Consider the following 16,957-nt stretch of genomic DNA (forward strand, 5'->3'; position numbering starts at 1 on the left):
GGCCGAGCCGCTCGCCGGTCCCAGCCGGTACGCCGACGGTCCGGCCCCTGTCCCCGCCCCAAGATGGATACCAGAGCGGGACGGCGACGAGAACGAAAGCCGGACCGGTCGACGGGACCCGGAAGTTGGGTCCGCCCCCACCGGACCCGGCACCCGTAGCCCGGAACGCCGGACACCCGCGACGGACGTCGGTCACACGGCGCCGCCACACGATTCTCAGGAGTTGCCGACCATGAAGAAGATCTCCGAGTTCTCCAAGCGTGCCCGTATCGCCACCGGCGGCGTCGTCCTCGCGGCCGTGGCCGCCGGCACCTTCGGCACGATGTCCGCGAGCGCCGCCACCCCGGCCGCCGCCCCCATGGCGAACGTGAAGGGGAACACCACCACGACGTCGACGCACCTGACCGTCGAGGCCGCCACCAAGGCCGCGCAGGCCGCCCTCGACGCCGCGAAGAAGGAGAACCAGCGCGTCTCCGTCGCCGTCGTCGACCGCAACGGCAACACCATCGTGACCCTCCGCGGCGACGGTGCCGGCCCGCAGGCGTACGAGTCGGCCGTGAAGAAGGCGTACACCGCCGTCTCCTGGAACGCCCCGACCTCCGAGCTGGCCAAGCGTCTGCAGCAGACCCCGAACCTGAAGGACATCCCGGGCACGCTGTTCCTCGGTGGTGGCGCTCCGGTCGACGCCAAGAACGCTCCGATCGCCGGTGTCGGCGTCGCGGGTGCTCCCTCGGGCGACCTGGACGAGAAGTTCGCCCAGGCCGGCGTGGCCGCCCTCAACTGATCCACCCCCCCCATGAGGGGCAGGGCGTACGCGTCCTGCCCCCCCTGGACCCCGGCGGTATCCGGCTCCCCCCGTGCCGGGTACCGCCGGTCTCGTACCACCCGGCGAGAGCTCCCGTCCCGCAGTCTCCCCGGCCCGAAGCCCCCGGAAGGAGCACGGTCATGTTGCTGCCGATCCCCGCACGGAACCCCGTCACCAGGTTCGCCGCCGCCCGGCTCTCCGCCGGGAGGATCGCGTCGGCCATGATCTCAGCGACGGGGAGAACCGCCGTGAAGAGGAGAGCCGCCATGACCCCCAACGACCGTGACCTGCTCGGTGCCGCCGAACGAGGCGACGCCGACGCCGTACGGGCCGCCATCACCGCCGGTGCCAACGTCGAGACCCACGACCGGCACCGCCGTACCCCGCTGCTGCTCGCCTCGCTCGGCGACCACGTGGCCGCCGCCGAGGCGCTCGTCGCCGCCGGCGCCGACCCGAACGCCCAGGACGACCGCGACGACAGCGCCTGGCTGGCCACCGGAGTCACCGGCAGCGTCCGCATGATGCGCGCCCTGCTCCCCGCGAAGCCCGACCTCAAGCTGACCAACCGCTTCGGCGGCATCTCGATCATCCCGGCCGCCGAACGCGGCCATGTCGAGTACGTACGCGCCCTGCTGCGCGAGACCGACATCGACGTCGACCACGTCAACCGGCTCGGCTGGACGGCGCTTCTGGAGGCCGTGATCCTCGGTGACGGCGGCCGCGCCCACCAGGAGATCGTGGAGCTGCTCCTCGCCGCCGGGGCCGACCCCGGCCTGCCCGACGGCGACGGCGTGACCTCCCTGGAGCACGCCGAGCGGCGCGGCTTCACGGAGATCGCCGGGCTGCTGCGGGCCGCCGACTAAGACGCATACGCAGGTCTTGACGTAGACACACGTCGAGACGCAGAGGCACGTCAAGACGCAGACGCACGCCAAGACACACACGCACGTCGATCAGTGGCGCGCGGGACGACCGGATCACCGGCCGTCCCGCGCGCCACACGCGTATCCGCCTACCTGACCCTCGCCGCCGTGGGGTCAACCGATCGGTTGACCCCGGTGTCAGCCGAGCCGCTCGCCGGTCCCAGCCGGTACGCCGACGGCACGAGGGGGGTCCGGCGGGAGGATCGATACCAGAGCAAGACACCGGGACGGACCGGGAAACACCGGACCGGATCCCGTACTGGCTCGCAGGTTTCTCATCGACCGCGACTCGACCACACCAGGAGCACTCGTCATGAACAAGATCTCGAAGCGCGCCCGTGTTCTGACCGGTGGCGCCGTCCTCGCCGCCGTTGTCGCCGGTACCTTCGGCGCGGTCTCCGCGAACGCCGCCCCGGCCGCCGCCCCCGCCGCCGCGACCTCGGCCGCTTCGGACGCCAACCTCACGACGTCGACGCACCTGACCGTCGAGGCCGCCACCAAGGCCGCGCAGGCCGCGCTCGACGCCGCGAAGAAGGAGAACCAGCGTGTCTCCGTGGCGGTCGTCGACCGCAACGGCAACACCATCGTCACGCTCCGCGGCGACGGTGCCGGCCCGCAGTCCTACGAGTCGGCCGTGAAGAAGGCGTACACCGCCGTCTCCTGGAACGCCCCGACCTCCGAGCTCGCCAAGCGCCTCGAGACCACCCCGAACCTGAAGGACATCCCGGGCACCCTGTTCCTGGGCGGTGGCGCTCCGGTCGACGCCAAGAACGCTCCGATCGCCGGTGTCGGCGTCGCGGGTGCCCCCTCGGGCGACCTGGACGAGAAGTTCGCGCAGGCCGGCGTGGCCGCGCTGAACGGCTGACCCACCCTGAAGTATCTGCGGCACACCTGAAATACCTGGCCTGCAGCTCCCCCTGCAGTGCCTGAAGGCGCCCACCGTTCGGTGGGCGCCTTCGCCACGTCCGGGCGCGGCGACGTTTGAGAAGGCGCATCGGCGCGAACCCGGCCTACGATCAACGGATGCGCAGCTCTCGGTTGTCCGCAGCACTGGCCGTTCCGCTCGTCGTGGCGCTGGCGGCCTGTTCGAGTTCCGGTACGCCCGGCGGCAAGGGGGTGGGCGACGAGTACTTCCCGAAAATAGGGAACGGCGGCTACGACGCGAAGCACTACTCGCTCGACCTGGACTACAACCTCGGCGGGCAGCCCCTTACGGGCAGAGCGGACATCACCGCGACGGCCACCAAGGACCTCAGCGCGTTCAGCTTCGACCTGCTGGGCATGACGGTCCATGAGGTCACGGTCGACGGGCACAAGGCAGGGTTCAAGCGCGACGGGCAGGAACTGACGGTCCGTCCGAACGTCACGCTCGAAGAGGGCACCACGTTCCACACGGTCGTGTCGTACTCCGGCAAGCCCGAGAAGATCACCGACCCGGACGAATCCGAGGAGGGGTGGCTCCCGACGGACGACGGCGCCCTCGCGCTCGGCGAGCCCACCGGGTCCATGGCCTGGTTCCCCGGCAACCACACCCCGTCCGACAAGGCCTCGTACGACGTCCGCGTCTCCGTCCCCGACGGGCTGGAGGCCGTGTCGAACGGGGAGCTGACGAAGCGTTCCACGGCGGGCGGGCGCACCACGTTCAACTGGCACACGGCGCAGCCGATGGCGAGTTACGTGGCGATGCTGGCGATCGGCAAGTACGACATCAAGCAGTACAAGACGCCCGACGGGCTGCCCGTCTACACGGCGGTGGACCCCTCCCAGGCGGACGCGAGCAAGGACGTCCTGGCGCAGCTCCCGGACGTGATGGCGTGGGAGACGAAGATGTTCGGCCCGTTCCCGTTCTCGTCCACCGGCGCCGTCGTCGACAAGAACGGCGCCTCCGGGTACGCGCTCGAGACGCAGAACCGGCCGGTGTTCCCCGGCAGCCCGAGCATCGGCTCGCTCGTCCACGAGATGTCGCACGAGTGGTACGGCGACTCCGTGACGCCGAAGTCGTGGCGCGACATGTGGCTGAACGAGGGCTTCGCCACCTACGCCGGGTGGCTGTGGGGCGCCGACCACGGCGGCGACAGCGTGCAGGCGGTCTTCGACCGGCAGTACGCGAAGCCGGCCGACGACGCGGTGTGGTCGTTCCCGCCGGGGAAGCCGTCGGGCGCCGATCACATCTCGGACGCGCCGGTCTACCAGCGCGGGGCGATGGTGCTGCACGAGATCCGCAAGACGATCGGCGACGCCAAGTTCTTCGCGCTGCTCAAGAGCTGGCCGGCCTCGCACCGTTACGGCAACGCGGACACCGCCGACTTCACCAAGTACGTCGAGCAGCAGAACCCGGACAAGAACCTGAAGCCGGTGTGGGACGTCTGGCTGTACGGCAAGGGAAAGCCGGCCCACCCGTAGTCGTGGGCGGACCGGCTCCCGAACTCGCTTATCTACAGGGCTACTTCACGTTCACGGCGGTCCAGGTGGCCGCGACGGCCTGCTGCTCGGGGCTGTTCGCTCCGTACAGGTCGCTCGCCGCCTGGAGGGTGGCGGTGCGCGCGGCCGCGTAGTCCGTCGTGGACGTCATGTACGTGGACAGGGCCTTGTACCAGATCTGGTCGGCCTTGTCCCGGCCGATGCCGGTGAGGGTGGCGTTGTTGGCGGTCGGCGAGTTGTAGGTGACGCCGTTGATGGTCTTGCTGCCGCTGCCCTCGCTCAGCAGGTAGAAGAAGTGGTTGGCGACGCCCGACGAGTAGTGCACGTCGAGGCTGCCGACCTTCTTGGACCAGTAGTCGGCGGAGGCGCCGTCCTTGCTGGGCTGGTCCATGTAGCGCAGCGGGGTGCCGTTGCCGCGGATGTCGATCTTCTCGCCGATGAGGTAGTCGCCGACGTCGCTGGAGTTGTTGGCGAAGAACTCGACCGACGTACCGAAGATGTCGGAGGTCGCCTCGTTCAGACCGCCGGACTCGCGGCTGTAGTTGAGGCCCGCGGTGGACGCGGTCAGGCCGTGGCTCATCTCGTGGCCCGCGACGTCGAGCGCGGTGAGCGGCTTGGCGTTGCCGGTTCCGTCTCCGTACGTCATGCAGAAGCAGGCGTCGGACCAGAAGGCGTTGACGTAGGCGTTCCCGTAGTGGACGCGGGAGTACGCGGCTCTGCCGTCGCCCGCGATGCCGTTCCGGTTGAACGCGGCCTTGTAGAAGTCCCAGGTCTCGGCGGCGCCGTACGCGGCGTCGACGGCGGCGGTCTGACGGTTCGCCACCGTGCCGTCGCCCCACACGTCGGTGGCGTTGTGGAAGAGCGTGCCGGTACCGGTCGTCCCGCCGTTCAGGTCGTACGTCTTGTGGCCGCCGCGCCCGCCGTCGGTCAGGTCGTAGCCGCCGCCGGCAGAGGCGGTGGTGCCGATGGTGACGGTGCCGCTGTACTCGCTGGTGCCGGTGCCGTTCTCGATGCCTTCGTACGAGTACAGCTTCTTGCCGGTGGCGGCGTCGGTGATGACGTGCAGTTCGCTCGGGGTGCCGTCGGCCTGCTTGCCGGTGACGACGGTCTCGTAGGCGAGGACGGGCTTGCCGGCGGCGGCCCAGACGACCTTGCGGACGTTCTTGGCGGCGGCCTTCCTGGCGTCCGAGGTGGCGACGGCGGACTTCTCGGCGGTGGCCGGGGCGACGGCGGCGTCGGTCGACGCCACGGATATCGCGCCCTTGTGCGCCTTGGAGACGCCCTTGAGGTCGCCGTTCTTGGCGACGTGGGTGACGAGGTCGCCGCCGAGCACGGGCAGGCCGTCGTAGGTGCGCTCGTAGCGGGTGTGGGTCGTGCCGTTCGCGTCCTTGATGACATCGCGGGCGACGAGCTTCTCCCCGCTGCCGAGCCCGAGTTCGCGCGCGGCCGCGGGGGCGTCGGTCTGCGCGTCGTGGAGGGCGGTGGCGCGCTGCGAGGCGCTGAGCGGAAGGGCGGTGGCGCCTGCGGTGCGTTCGGCGGCGGTGGCCGCGGTGCCGCTCTGCAGTGCCAGGACGACCATCGCGGCCGAGGCGGCGAGCGCGGTGGCGCGGGCTGCGGTGCGGCGGCCGGCGGTGCGGGGAGCAGGGGACTGGTGTGTCACTCGGACTCCTTCTGTGTCCAACGACCCGTGGGAGGTGACCCGTCGGGTGGGGGCGCGGGGAGAGAGTGACATCGGCTGCGCAGCCTTTGACAGTGATCCGTCAAAAGTTTACTGGTTCATGTCCGAATGCGGGGGGTGACTGTCCGTTATTTGCTGCTTGACGGCGAAGCGTCGGCCTGCGTCCGGGGTCCGGGGTGCGGAAGGATGTCTTCCGGGCCCACGCGAAAGACCCCCGACCGGATGTCCTCCGGCCGGGGGTCTTCAATACGTCGGATCAGACGTTCACGCCGAAGTCCTGGGCGATGCCGACGAGGCCCGAGGCGTAGCCCTGGCCGACCGCGCGGAACTTCCACTCCGCGCCGTTGCGGTAGAGCTCGCCGAAGACCATGGCGGTCTCGGTGGCCGCGTCCTCGGAGAGGTCGTAGCGCGCGATCTCGGAGCCGCCCGCCTGGTTCACGATCCGGATGTACGCGTTGCGCACCTGGCCGAAGTTCTGGCTGCGGGTCTCGGCGTCGTAGATGGAGACCGGGAAGACGATCTTGTCGACGTCGGCGGGGAGGCCCGCGAGGTTGACGTTGATCGCCTCGTCGTCGCCGGCGCCCTCGCCCGTGCGGTTGTCGCCGGTGTGGACGATGGTCTGATCCGGCGTCTGCTTGTTGTTGAAGAAGACGAAGTGGCCGTCCGAGTAGACCTTGCCCTGCGTGTTCACCGCGATCGCCGAGGCGTCGAGGTCGAAGTCGGTGCCGGTGGTGGTGCGGACGTCCCAGCCGAGGCCCACGGTGACGGCGGTCAGGCCCGGTGCCTCCTTGGTGAGCGAGACGTTGCCACCCTTGGACAGGCTTACAGCCATGGGGAGTCCTTCCCTCGTTAAGTGGTGATGCGGTGCTGCGGTGTGCTTCGTGGACGAAGCTACTCGTACCCCTATGAACGCCGGGGAGGGGATCCAGGGTTCCAGGTGTCTTTACTTTCTTTACCTGATTTAAAAGGGATGACGTGATCCCCGGTCAGGAGCGACCATGGAACGCATGTCCGGTCCCCATCAGATCCGCGGCTCGGTCTTCCTGCCGGAGGCCGAGCTCCAGTGGCGATTCTCGCGGTCGTCCGGGCCCGGCGGCCAGCACGTGAACACCAGCGACTCCCAGGTCGAGCTGCGCTTCGACCTCGCGAACACCGAGGCGCTGCCCGAGGTGTGGAAGGCGCGCGCCCTGGAGCGGCTCGCCTCCCGCCTCGTCGACGGGGTCGTCTCCGTACGTTCCTCCGAGCACCGGTCCCAGTGGCGCAACCGCGAGACCGCCGCCGTACGCCTCGCGGCCCTCCTCGCCGAGGCGACCGCCCCGCCGCCCAAGCCCCGCCGCGCGACCAAGATTCCCCGGGGCATCAACGAGCGCCGCCTGCGCAACAAGAAGGCACGCTCGGACACGAAGCGGGGGCGGTCGGGGCGCGGCTGGGACTGAGGGTCCATAGGCGCTCGGGGCGGGGCCGGGGCTGAGGGCGGCAGGTCACGCCACCCAGGCTGCGTCGGCGGCACCCCAAGAGCGCGCCTCAGCCCAGCTGCCGGTACTTCCCCTTGAAGTACGTCAGCGGTTCGCCGTCCGTGGTGGGGAGTTCGGCCGCGAGTACGCGTCCGATCACCAGTGTGTGGTCGCCCGCCGTCACCCGCCGTTCCGTGCGGCACTCAAGGGTCGCCAGCGCGCCCGTGATCAGGGGGGCGCCGGAGATCTCGCCGCGTACGTGCGGGACGGACTCGAAGAGCAGGCGGTCGCTGATGCGGCCCTTCATCGCGAAGCGGCCCGCGATCTGGCGCTGGTTCTCGGCGAGCACGGACACCGCCCACAGGGGCTGCTCGTCGAGCAGGTCGTCCATGCGGGAGCCGTTGCGGAGGCTGACCAGGACGAGCGGCGGGTCGAGCGAGACCGACAGGAACGCGGTCGCCGTCATGCCGGCTTCCTCGCCCTGGGGCGACGACGGGTCGTCCGGGTCGAGCGGCATCTCACGCGCGGTCACCAGGACCACGCCCGCCGCCAGTCGGGACATGGCCGCGCGGAACTCGTCGTTGCTCACCCCCTCAGGATGCCCGGCCGAGGCGGGGGCGGGCACGGGGGACGGCTCGGGAACGAACGCGGCGGCGAAAGCGTTGGCAGAGGAGCCGGGGGCGAGCGGGGAGGTGTTCAGGGGTGGAGAAGTGTTCAGCACACGTCAACGCTAGCCGCGCCCTGGCGACCCCCACATCGGCCCTTCGCCCGAGACGGGTCCTAGGACCTCCGGGGGATCCGTTCAGGTGTTCTCTTGTGACTTGACTCACAGGGGCCATATTTTGTTGACCCTGTGTACCGGGTGCACAGCTCGCTGTGATTCAGTGGCGGAGACACTGCAACAAGAGCGTGCATCCGCACGTGACCGAACATGTGCGGAATCGGCGATCAGAATTCTGGAGTGCTGTCGAGGTCTCGGGGAGAGCTGAGCATGGAGACCGAGTCGGAGCCGTACGTCCGTCTTGCGACCCTGCGGCAGCTTCACCAGGTCATGGCGGACATGAACACCGCCCGCAGCCTGGCCGACACCCTGCAGACCGTCTCCGACGGTGCCGTGACCGGCCTGGGATACGAGCTGGCCTGCGTCAATCTCGTCGGCCCCGACGGTGACCTGGTCGTCGCCGCCTTCTCCGGGAACGCCTCCGCCGAAGCCCTCATCACCGGACGCGTCGGCTCCCGCGCCTCCTGGGACCGCCGCCTCACGATGGGCGAGGCCTGGGGTGACCTGCGGTTCATCCCGCACACCGAGGGCTGGGTCCTCGACGACGACGACGTTCCGCAGTGGTACACCGCCGGTCCGCCGCCCCGCTTCGAGGACGAGTGGCACCCGGCCGACCGCCTCTTCGCGCCCATGTACGCGGCGGGCGGCGCCCACGGCGGCGAGCTGCTCGGCGTGATCTCCGTGGACCGCCCGCGCAACGGCAGGCGCCCCGGCGCCTGGGGCCGCGAGGCCCTGCAGATGTACGCCTTCCAGGCCGCCATCGCCATCACGAACGCCCGCCTGCGCGCCAACACGCAGCGCGCCCTCGTCCGCCTGGAGCGCGAGCAGCAGGCCCTGCGCGCCAGCGAGGAGTCGTTCCGGCAGGCCTTCGAGTACGCGCCCAGCGGCATGGCCATCGCCGAGATGGGCGGCGACCAGCACGGCCGCATCCTGCGCACGAACGACGCCCTGTGCCGGCTGCTCAACCGCCCCGCCTCCGCCATGCGCCGCTACTCGTTCTCCGACCTCGTCCACCCCGAGGACATCGGCACGCTGCTGCGCACCTCGGCCGAGGGCGGGCGGGCCGAGCTGCGGCTCGCGCGGCGCGACGGCACGTACGTATGGGTGTCGCTGCGCAACAGCGTGGTCGCCGACGCCGCCGACGGGCCGCGTTTCCTGCTCACGCACGTCGAGGACATAGAGGAGCGCAAGCGCCGCGAGCTGCACCTCGCGCACCGCGCGTCCCACGACTCCCTCACCGGACTGCCGAACTCGGCGGAGCTGCGCTCGCGCCTGTCCGCCCGGCTGTGCCGTCGCCCACAGGTGCCCGAGCAGGCCACGGCGGACTCCGTCGACGCCGCGTACGGGCACGGTTTCGACTTCGCGGGGGCCGCCGCTGCCGCCGCGGCGAGCGGCCACGGCGGTCCGGGCGGCCGGTCCGGCGGGATCTACGACGACTACGGCTTCGACCACCACGTGCACATCGTCGCGCCCGAGGACTCGGGCGACGACGGGACGAAGGGGCTCGCGGTCCTCTTCTGCGACCTGGACGGCTTCAAGTCGATCAACGACCGGTTCGGGCACCACACCGGTGACGCCGTCCTGATCGAGGTCGCACGCCGTCTGACCAGCGGAGTCCGTGACGGTGACACTGTGGCGCGGCTCGGCGGTGACGAGTTCGTCGTCCTCGCCGACGGGCTCGGCCGGGCCGACGCCGAGGACCTCGCGGTGCGTTTGCGGAACGCGATCATCCCGCCGATCCGGGTCGACGGAAGAGCAGTTCGTGTGGGTGCGAGTTTCGGCATCGGCTGGGCCCACTGCGGCATGACGGCTGACGAGGTGCTGAAATCCGCTGACCAGCGGATGTACATCGAGAAAAGGTCCCGTGCCAAGCAGCACCGACGGGCCGGATGATTTCGTTCCGCGGGTATCGGTGAGGTCAACGCCACCCCTTCGGACCACTCTCAGCGGGTACGCTCGCCCGGGTAAGCGATTCGTAGGGAGTGATCAGGGATGGCGCCCGCTGACAACGGCGCGAGCACGCCTGAGGACGACGACCCGTTCGGCTATCTGTACGCCGACGGGCAGGCGGCCGGGGCGACACCGCCCAGCGGGGGCGGCGGCTACGGCTACCCGGGTCCCCGGTCGTCCTACCACCAGGTGAGACCGGTCGGCGAGCGCCAGTACGGGCAGCAACAGGCCGCGCCGACAGCCGCGTACGGGCAGGTGCCCGGGCAGCAGGCGCAGGCGTACGGCCAGCAGGCCCAGGGCTACGGGCAGCCGAACGCGCACTACAGCGCGCCCGAGACGCTGCCCGGCGGCGCGACCACCACGGTCACGCCCCAGCAGGGCGGTAACGGTGGCGGCCGGGGCCGCGGGCCCAACCACAAGGGCCTGCTGATCGGCGCGCTCGCGGTCGTGGCGGCCGTCGTCATAGGCATCGGTGTCGCCGTCCTCGGCGGCGACAACAAGGGCGACGCCGCGGCCGCCAATGCCGGCGCCACCCCCTCGTCCGACTCCCAGCCCGCGCAGCCGAGCCAGAAGCCGGCCAAGAAGGCGGACGAGCCGGTCGACCTGCCGAAGACCGACGCCAAGGCGCTGAAGCTGGACGGCGGCACGTCGACCGCGACGACCGTCCCCGGCGCGAAGGCCGACGGCGGTGTCTACGTACAGGGCTTCAACCAGGTCGGCGCCACGCTGACCTGGACGGTCAACGGCATCCCCAAGGACGGCACGTACAGCCTGCGGGTGAACTACGGCGTGCCCGGCAAGGACGCGAGCGCGCTCATCACGGTCAACGGCAAGGAACAGACCCGGCCGCTGAACATGAAGAACTGGGCCAACGCCAAGGAAGGCGACTGGGAGAAGGGGTGGACCAACACCTGGGCCGCCGTCCAGCTCAGCAAGGGCACGAACGCGATCACGATCTCGTGCGCGGACGGCAACCAGTGCGACGCCAACTTCGACCAGATGTGGCTGGTCAAGGGCGGCAACGGCTGACCCGTACCAAGGCATGACCGACAGCGGCCGGGGCGAGAGCCCTAGGCCGCTGTCGTCGTCTGTCGGGCCACTTCGACCTTGCCGAGCAGTGCCTCGTACGCCGCCCGGTCGAACTCGCCCGCGACCGGGGCGAGGACCGTCGCCGCGGACAGGGCCACCGCTCGGACCAGGCGGTCCGGCCAGGGCAGGCCTTCCACGGAGGCGGAGAGCAGGCCCGCCACCGCCGAGTCGCCGGCGCCCGTCGGGTTGCCCTTGACGCGGTCGGGGGCGGGGGCGCGCCAGGTGCCGTCGGGGGTGACCGCGAGGAGGCCGTCCGCGCCGAGTGAGGCGACGACGGCGTGGGCGCCGCGGCGGCGGGCGTCGCGGGTGGCGCGCAGGGGTTCGTGAGAGCCGGTGAGCTCGGCGAGTTCGTCGGCGTTCGGCTTGATGATGTCGGGCCGGGCGGCGAGGCCTCGGCGGAGGGGCTCGCCGGAGGAGTCCAGGAGTACGGGGACGCCGGCGGCGCGTGCGGTGCGGACCAGCTGGGCGTAGGCGCCGACCGGGACGCCGGGCGGGAGGCTGCCGCACAGGGCGACGGCGGACGCCTCCGTCAGCAGTCCTTCGTAGGCCTCGGTGAACGCGGACCATTCGGCCGGGGTGATGAGGGGGCCCGGCTCGTTGAGCTGGGTCGTGTCGCCTGACGCGGCGTCGACGACGGCGATGGTGCGGCGGGTGGAGCCGGCGACCGGGACGAGGGCGTCCCGGACGCGCGCGACGTCCCTGAGCTGTTCCCGCAGTTCGCGTCCCGTGCCGCCGCCCGCGAAGCCGGTGACCGTCACGTCGTGGCCGAGCGCGGCCAGCACACGGGCGACGTTGAGGCCCTTGCCGCCGGGGCGTTCGGTGACCGCGCCGACCCGGTGCGACGCGTGCGGGCGCAGTGCCGGCACGTCGTACGTGATGTCCAGCGCGGCGTTCAGTGTGACCGTGAGGATCACGAGACCCCAGCCCACCCCTCAGTTCGGGACTACGTTGAGTGACGCGGCCTGATCATGCCAAAGACCTGGCGGCACGCACAGACCTCATACGAGCCGGGGTTCGACGACCCACTCGCCCTTGCGCATCACGCCCTTGAGCTCGAAGTCCCCGTCCAGGACGACGAGATCGGCGTCCTTGCCGGGCTCCAGCGAGCCGACCCGGTCGTCCACGCCGAGGAGGCGGGCGGGGTTGGCGGAGATCGCCCGGACGATGTCCTCGACCGGGACCTTGTCGATCGTGGCGGCCCGCTTGAACGCGCGGTCCAGGGTGAGCGTCGACCCGGCGATCGAGTCGCCCTCGACGAGCCGCGCCACGCTGTCCTTCACCTCGACCTCAAGGGTGCCGAGCATGTACCGGCCGTCACCGAAGCCCGCCGCGTCCATCGCGTCCGTGATGAACGCGACGCGTCCGCCGCCCACATGACGGAACGCCAGCTCCAGGGCGGCCGGGTGCAGATGCGTGCCGTCGTTGATGAGCTCGACGGTGACCCGCTCGTCCTCCAGGAGCGCCGCGATCGGGCCGGGCGCGCGGTGGCCGAGGCCCGGCATCGCGTTGAAGAGGTGCGTGGCGACGGTCGCGCCCGCGTCGATGGCGGCCACGGTCTGCTCGTACGTCGCGTCCGTGTGCCCGATCGCCGCGATCACGCCGTGCTCGGCAAGGAGGCGTACGGAGTCGGTGCCGCCCGGGAGTTCGGGGGCGAGGGTGACCATGCGGGCCTGGCCGCGCGCCGCGTCGACCAGCTTGCGGACCTCGGCGGGTTCGGGGTCGCGCAGCAGCGTCTCGTCGTGGGCGCCCTTGCGGCAGGGGGAGATGAACGGGCCCTCGAAGTGGATGCCGGCGATCTCGCCCTGCTCGGCCAGCTCGGACAGCAGGCCCGCGCGCTGTACGAGGAAGTCCGTCTCGCCGGTGACGAAGGACGCGACGGTCGTCGTGGTGCCGTGCCGGCGGTGCGTGCGGACGCCCTTGAGGATGTCGTCGATCGACCCGGAGGTGAAGGAGGCCCCGCCGCCGCCGTGGTTGTGCATGTCGACGAAGCCGGGGACGACCCAGTGGCCGGTGAGATCGGTGGAGGGGGCGCCGGCCGGTGCGGTGCCGGCGATCTTCGTGCCGTCCACGATCACGCGTCCGTCCTCGACGACGCCGGCCGGCAGGACGACGCGGGCGCCGGAGAGGACATTCAGAGCGGCCATCAGGCGGTTACCTCCGTGGAGTCGGTGGACGGTGCTTGGGTCGAGTTGCCCTCGGTGGCCGGAGACTCGGATGACGCGTCGTCGGCGGACCCTTCCAGCAGGTCCCACGCGAGCAGCCCCGCGCCCAGGCAGCCGGCGGTGTCCCCCAGGGCCGCCGGGACGATCGTGGGCAGCTTCTGGAACGTCACGCGTTCCTCGACGGCGGCCCGCAGGGGTGTGAACAAGGTTTCCCCGGCCTCCGCGAGTCCGCCACCGATGATCAGCGTGCGCGGGTCCAGCAGGGTGAGCGCGGTGACCAGGCCGTCCGCGAGCGCGGCGACCGCGTCGAGCCAGACCCGCCGGGCGGTCGCGTCGCCCGACTCGACGGCCTTCGCGCAGTCCGCGGCGTCGGCGTCCGGGTCGCCGCTCGCCTCGGCCCACGCCAGCGAGACCGCCGACGCGGACGCGTAACGCTCCAGGCAGCCGCGCTGCCCGCAGCCGCAGTCGATGCCGCCGGGCCGTACGACGATGTGGCCGATCTCCCCGGCGGAGCCGTGCGCGCCGGGTTCGATGTGTCCGGCGATGCCGATCGCGCCCGCGATGCCCGTGCCGAGCGGTACGAACAGGAAGCGGTCCGCGCCCTGGCCCGCGCCGAGCCGCCCCTCGCCGAGGCCGCCGGTGCGCACGTCGTGGCCGAGGGCGACGGGGATGCCGCCGAGGCGTTCGCTGAGCAGGCGGCGCATGGGGACGTCGCGCCAGCCGAGGTTCGACGCGTACAGGGCGATGCCGTGCTCGTCGTCGACGATGCCGGGCACCGCGACACCGGCCGCGGCGGCGGGCTCGCCGAGGTGCTCCTCGCCGTACGCGCGCAGGTCGGCGGCGAAGCCGAGGATGGTCTCGACGACCGCGTCCGGGCCCCGCTCCCGCCCGGTGGCGCGCCGCGCCTGGTGGAGCAGGGTGCCGTCGGCCCCGACCAGCGCGGCCTTCATTCCGGTGCCGCCCACATCGAGGGCGATGACGTGTCTCACGGAAACAGTGTCCCGCCTCCGCCCCAACAGGTCTAGTCCACTTGCATGGATCTTGCGTCGATGTGTACGGATCACGCGTGTGCGGGTTCTGCGACGAAGACCCGTTGCGGGCCACATGGGTGAGTGGTGTAGACCTTGTGTCTAGACCACAGAGCAGTGAAGCAGTGAGGCAACACGAGGGGGAACCGGCGTGCAGCGGCGGCGCATGACAGGTCTGACGGCGGCGGTGGCCGCGCTCGGCATGGCGGCGACGCTGGCCGGCTGCGGGGGACCGGGATCCGGTGACGTGACCTTGAAGCTGGTGGCTGCCGACTACGGCGACTCCCCGGCGAACAGCTCACAGAAGTACTGGGACGGGCTCGCCGCGGAGTTCGAGAAGAAGAACCCCGGCATCAAGGTCGACGTCAGCGTCTACTCCTGGGACGACGTCGACGCCAAGGTCCGCGAGCTGGTCGACAGCGGCCACGCGCCCGACATGGCGCAGATCGGCGCGTACGCCGACTACGCCGCGAGCGGCAAGCTCTACAGCGCGGACGACCTGCTCTCGATCCCCGTGCAGTCCGACTTCCTGCCGCAGCTCGCGGACGCCGGTGAGGTCGCCCGCGTCCAGTACGGGATGCCCTTCGCGGCGTCCACGCGGCTGCTCTTCTACAACAAGACGCTGTTCGCCAAGGCCGGCCTGACCCCGCCGCAGACGTGGGACCAGCTCAAGTCCGACGCCGAGGCCCTCAAGGCGCACGGCGTGAAGACCCCGTACGCGCTGCCGCTCGGCAAGGAGGAGGCGCAGGCCGAGACCATGATGTGGCTGCTGAGCGGCGGCGACGGGTACACGGACGACGTCGGCACCTACGACCTCGACTCCGCGAAGAACGTACGGACCTTCGACTGGCTGAAGAACGACCTGGTCGGCGAGGGGCTGACCGGTCCGACGCCGCCGGGTCAGCTGGACCGCAAGGACGCCTTCGCGGCGTTCACGCGCGGCGAGGTCGGGATGCTCAACGGCCACCCGACGCTGATGCAGATGGCCGACAAGCAGGGCGTCGACTACGGCATGGTGCCGATGCCCGGCGTCGACGGCAAGGCCCCCTCGACCATGGGCGTCACCGACTGGATGACCGCTTTCCGGAAGGGCGGTCACAAGGAGCAGGTCGGCAAGTTCCTCGACTTCGTCTACAGCGAGAAGAACGTCCTCGACTTCTCGCGCGAGTACGACCTCCTGCCGGTCACGCACTCCGCGTCCGACACGATGGCCGACGACAAGCGCGACCAGAAGCTGTGGCAGTTCCTCGAAGAACTGCCGAACGCGCAGCTCTACCCGGCCGGGAAGACGTCCTGGGCCGAGGTCAGCGCGGGCATCAAGCGCGACATAGGCTCCGCCGTCGGCCCGAACGGCAGCCCGGCCTCCACCCTCGGCCAGCTCCAGCGCGCCGCCGCCCGCGCGGAGAACGCGGAGTAGCGTCGCCCCTGTGAGTGAGTCCGTGAGTGAGCCCGTGGGTGAGTCATCGCCCGACGAAACCGCGCCGCCGCCCCCCGAGCCCGAGCCGGAACCCCAGTCCGACCCTGAGCCCGAGCCCGGCTCCCGCGAGCTGTCCGTCCGTGAGCTCGGCGTTCTCGCCCTGGAGCGGCGCAACTGGCCCTCCGTCGGCGTCAAGGAGCGGGCCGTACGCGAGGAGCTGGGCATCGCCCCGGTCCGCTACTACCAGCTCCTGAACGCCCTGCTCGACGACCCGAGGGCGCTCGCCCACGACCCGGTCACCGTCAACCGTCTGCGCCGCGTACGGGAGGCACGACGGGCGGAGCGCTGAGTCGAATCCACTCCCCGTGGATAGGCTCGGCCCATGGGCAGCTCACCGCAGCACCACCTGCCGACGCCGGTGACCGACGCCGGGCGTGACGGCCTCGACGCACTTCTCGCGGACCCCGGACGGGCCGTGATCGCACTCGACTTCGACGGCACGCTCGCGCCGATCGTGCCCGACCCCGAACAGGCCCGCGCCCACCCCGACGCGGTCCACGCCCTCGCGGGCCTCGCCCCGTACGTGGCCTCCGTCGCCGTGATCACCGGCCGCCCCGCCGAGGTCGCCGTCCGCCACGGCGGCTTCGCCGGAGTCCCCGGCCTCGAACACCTCGTGGTCCTCGGCCATTACGGCGCCGAGCGCTGGGACGCCGTCACCGGCACCGTCCACGCCCCGCCCCCGCACCCCGGCATCGAGGCCGTACGCGCCGAACTCCCCGCCGTGCTGGAGTCGGCGGGCGCCGGCCCCGGCGTCTGGGTGGAGGACAAGGGCCGCGCCGTCGCCGTCCACACCCGGCGCGCGGCCGACCCGCAGGCGGCGTTCGAGGCGCTGAGTACCCCGCTCTCCCACCTCGCGGCCCAACACAGACTGATCGTCGAACCGGGCCGCCTCGTCCTCGAACTGAGGCCCCCCGGCATGGACAAGGGCGCGGCCCTCACCGCGTACGTCGGTGAAGCCGGCGCCGGTTCCGTCCTCTACGCGGGCGACGACCTGGGCGACCTCCCCGCGTTCGCCGCGATCGACAAGCTCCGCTCGGACGGGGTGCCGGGCCTGCTCGTGTGCAGCGGCAGCACGGAGGTCACGGAACTCGCGGAACGCGCGGACGTGGTGGTGGACGGGCCGGAGGGAGTGGTGGGGCTGCTGTCGTCACTGGCCGCAGCCATCGCCCGCCAAAGCTGACGCCCAAAG

16 protein-coding genes are annotated in these 16,957 nt (G+C 71.2%); 10 read left to right on the plus strand and 6 right to left on the minus strand.

The genetic code is table 11. From position 1 onward, the window contains the following. The first annotated feature begins 232 nt into the window (after positions 1-232). The 4 genes from ABZ893_RS15605 to ABZ893_RS15620 all read left to right on the plus strand — a co-directional run bounded on the left by ABZ893_RS15605 (position 233) and on the right by ABZ893_RS15620 (position 4,131). Entirely contained in the window at positions 233-784 is a 552-nt protein-coding gene (locus tag ABZ893_RS15605) for a heme-binding protein (protein WP_361402785.1), read from the plus strand. 287 nt (positions 785-1,071) lie between these two features. Continuing rightward, complete coding sequence (locus ABZ893_RS15610) at positions 1,072-1,668, plus strand: ankyrin repeat domain-containing protein (protein ID WP_361402788.1); 597 nt, start codon at positions 1,072-1,074, stop codon at positions 1,666-1,668. Positions 1,669-2,041: 373 nt separating this feature from the next. Continuing rightward, positions 2,042-2,593, plus strand: coding sequence for a heme-binding protein (locus ABZ893_RS15615; RefSeq protein ID WP_361402790.1), 552 nt, complete (start codon positions 2,042-2,044; stop codon positions 2,591-2,593). Between the two features lie 158 nt (positions 2,594-2,751). Continuing rightward, positions 2,752-4,131 (plus strand): M1 family metallopeptidase, encoded by a 1,380-nt coding sequence (locus tag ABZ893_RS15620; protein WP_361402793.1) that lies wholly within the window; start codon positions 2,752-2,754, stop codon positions 4,129-4,131. A 40-nt stretch (positions 4,132-4,171) separates the two neighbouring features. On the opposite strand, the gene ABZ893_RS15625 is transcribed toward ABZ893_RS15620, so the two are convergent. Further along, complete coding sequence (locus ABZ893_RS15625; RefSeq protein WP_361403541.1) at positions 4,172-5,728, minus strand: M4 family metallopeptidase; 1,557 nt, start codon at positions 5,726-5,728, stop codon at positions 4,172-4,174. A gap of 355 nt (positions 5,729-6,083) precedes the next feature. Beyond that, entirely contained in the window at positions 6,084-6,659 is a 576-nt protein-coding gene (locus ABZ893_RS15630) for a TerD family protein (protein ID WP_361402796.1), read from the minus strand. Between the two features lie 166 nt (positions 6,660-6,825). Between ABZ893_RS15630 and arfB the strand changes: the two genes are divergently transcribed. Continuing rightward, a complete protein-coding gene (gene arfB / locus ABZ893_RS15635; protein WP_361402799.1) occupies positions 6,826-7,263 on the plus strand; it encodes an alternative ribosome rescue aminoacyl-tRNA hydrolase ArfB in 438 nt (145 codons plus the stop codon). Between the two features lie 88 nt (positions 7,264-7,351). Here the strand turns inward: arfB and ABZ893_RS15640 are convergent, their stop codons facing one another. Continuing rightward, on the minus strand, positions 7,352-7,906 hold the full coding sequence (locus ABZ893_RS15640) for a flavin reductase family protein (RefSeq protein WP_361403543.1): 555 nt from the start codon (positions 7,904-7,906) through the stop codon (positions 7,352-7,354). 366 nt (positions 7,907-8,272) lie between these two features. Between ABZ893_RS15640 and cdgB the strand changes: the two genes are divergently transcribed. Continuing rightward, positions 8,273-9,955, plus strand: a complete 1,683-nt coding sequence (cdgB, locus tag ABZ893_RS15645) for a diguanylate cyclase CdgB (RefSeq protein ID WP_361402801.1) — start codon at positions 8,273-8,275, stop codon at positions 9,953-9,955. Between the two features lie 99 nt (positions 9,956-10,054). Next, entirely contained in the window at positions 10,055-11,041 is a 987-nt protein-coding gene (locus tag ABZ893_RS15650) for a carbohydrate-binding protein (protein WP_361402804.1), read from the plus strand. Between the two features lie 41 nt (positions 11,042-11,082). On the opposite strand, the gene ABZ893_RS15655 is transcribed toward ABZ893_RS15650, so the two are convergent. The 3 genes from ABZ893_RS15655 to ABZ893_RS15665 all read right to left on the minus strand — a co-directional run bounded on the left by ABZ893_RS15655 (position 11,083) and on the right by ABZ893_RS15665 (position 14,252). Next, entirely contained in the window at positions 11,083-12,015 is a 933-nt protein-coding gene (locus ABZ893_RS15655) for a 1-phosphofructokinase family hexose kinase (protein ID WP_361402806.1), read from the minus strand. 84 nt (positions 12,016-12,099) lie between these two features. Continuing rightward, a complete protein-coding gene (gene nagA, locus ABZ893_RS15660) occupies positions 12,100-13,245 on the minus strand; it encodes an N-acetylglucosamine-6-phosphate deacetylase (protein ID WP_361402809.1) in 1,146 nt (381 codons plus the stop codon). Then, a complete protein-coding gene (locus ABZ893_RS15665; protein WP_361402812.1) occupies positions 13,245-14,252 on the minus strand; it encodes an ROK family protein in 1,008 nt (335 codons plus the stop codon). The genes nagA and ABZ893_RS15665 overlap by 1 nt, the downstream gene beginning before the upstream one ends. Before the next feature lie 205 nt (positions 14,253-14,457). Between ABZ893_RS15665 and ABZ893_RS15670 the strand changes: the two genes are divergently transcribed. Genes ABZ893_RS15670 through otsB form a run of 3 tightly spaced genes read left to right on the plus strand, consistent with a single transcriptional unit; the run spans position 14,458 to position 16,948 of the window. Continuing rightward, on the plus strand, positions 14,458-15,708 hold the full coding sequence (locus ABZ893_RS15670; RefSeq protein ID WP_361402815.1) for an extracellular solute-binding protein: 1,251 nt from the start codon (positions 14,458-14,460) through the stop codon (positions 15,706-15,708). Positions 15,709-15,742: 34 nt separating this feature from the next. Next, positions 15,743-16,057, plus strand: a complete 315-nt coding sequence (locus ABZ893_RS15675) for a DUF3263 domain-containing protein (protein WP_361403546.1) — start codon at positions 15,743-15,745, stop codon at positions 16,055-16,057. 33 nt (positions 16,058-16,090) lie between these two features. Then, on the plus strand, positions 16,091-16,948 hold the full coding sequence (gene otsB, locus ABZ893_RS15680) for a trehalose-phosphatase (RefSeq protein WP_361402817.1): 858 nt from the start codon (positions 16,091-16,093) through the stop codon (positions 16,946-16,948). Positions 16,949-16,957: the final 9 nt, after the last annotated feature.

Source organism: Streptomyces sp. NPDC046821, assembly GCF_040645335.1.
GTDB lineage: Bacteria > Actinomycetota > Actinomycetes > Streptomycetales > Streptomycetaceae > Streptomyces.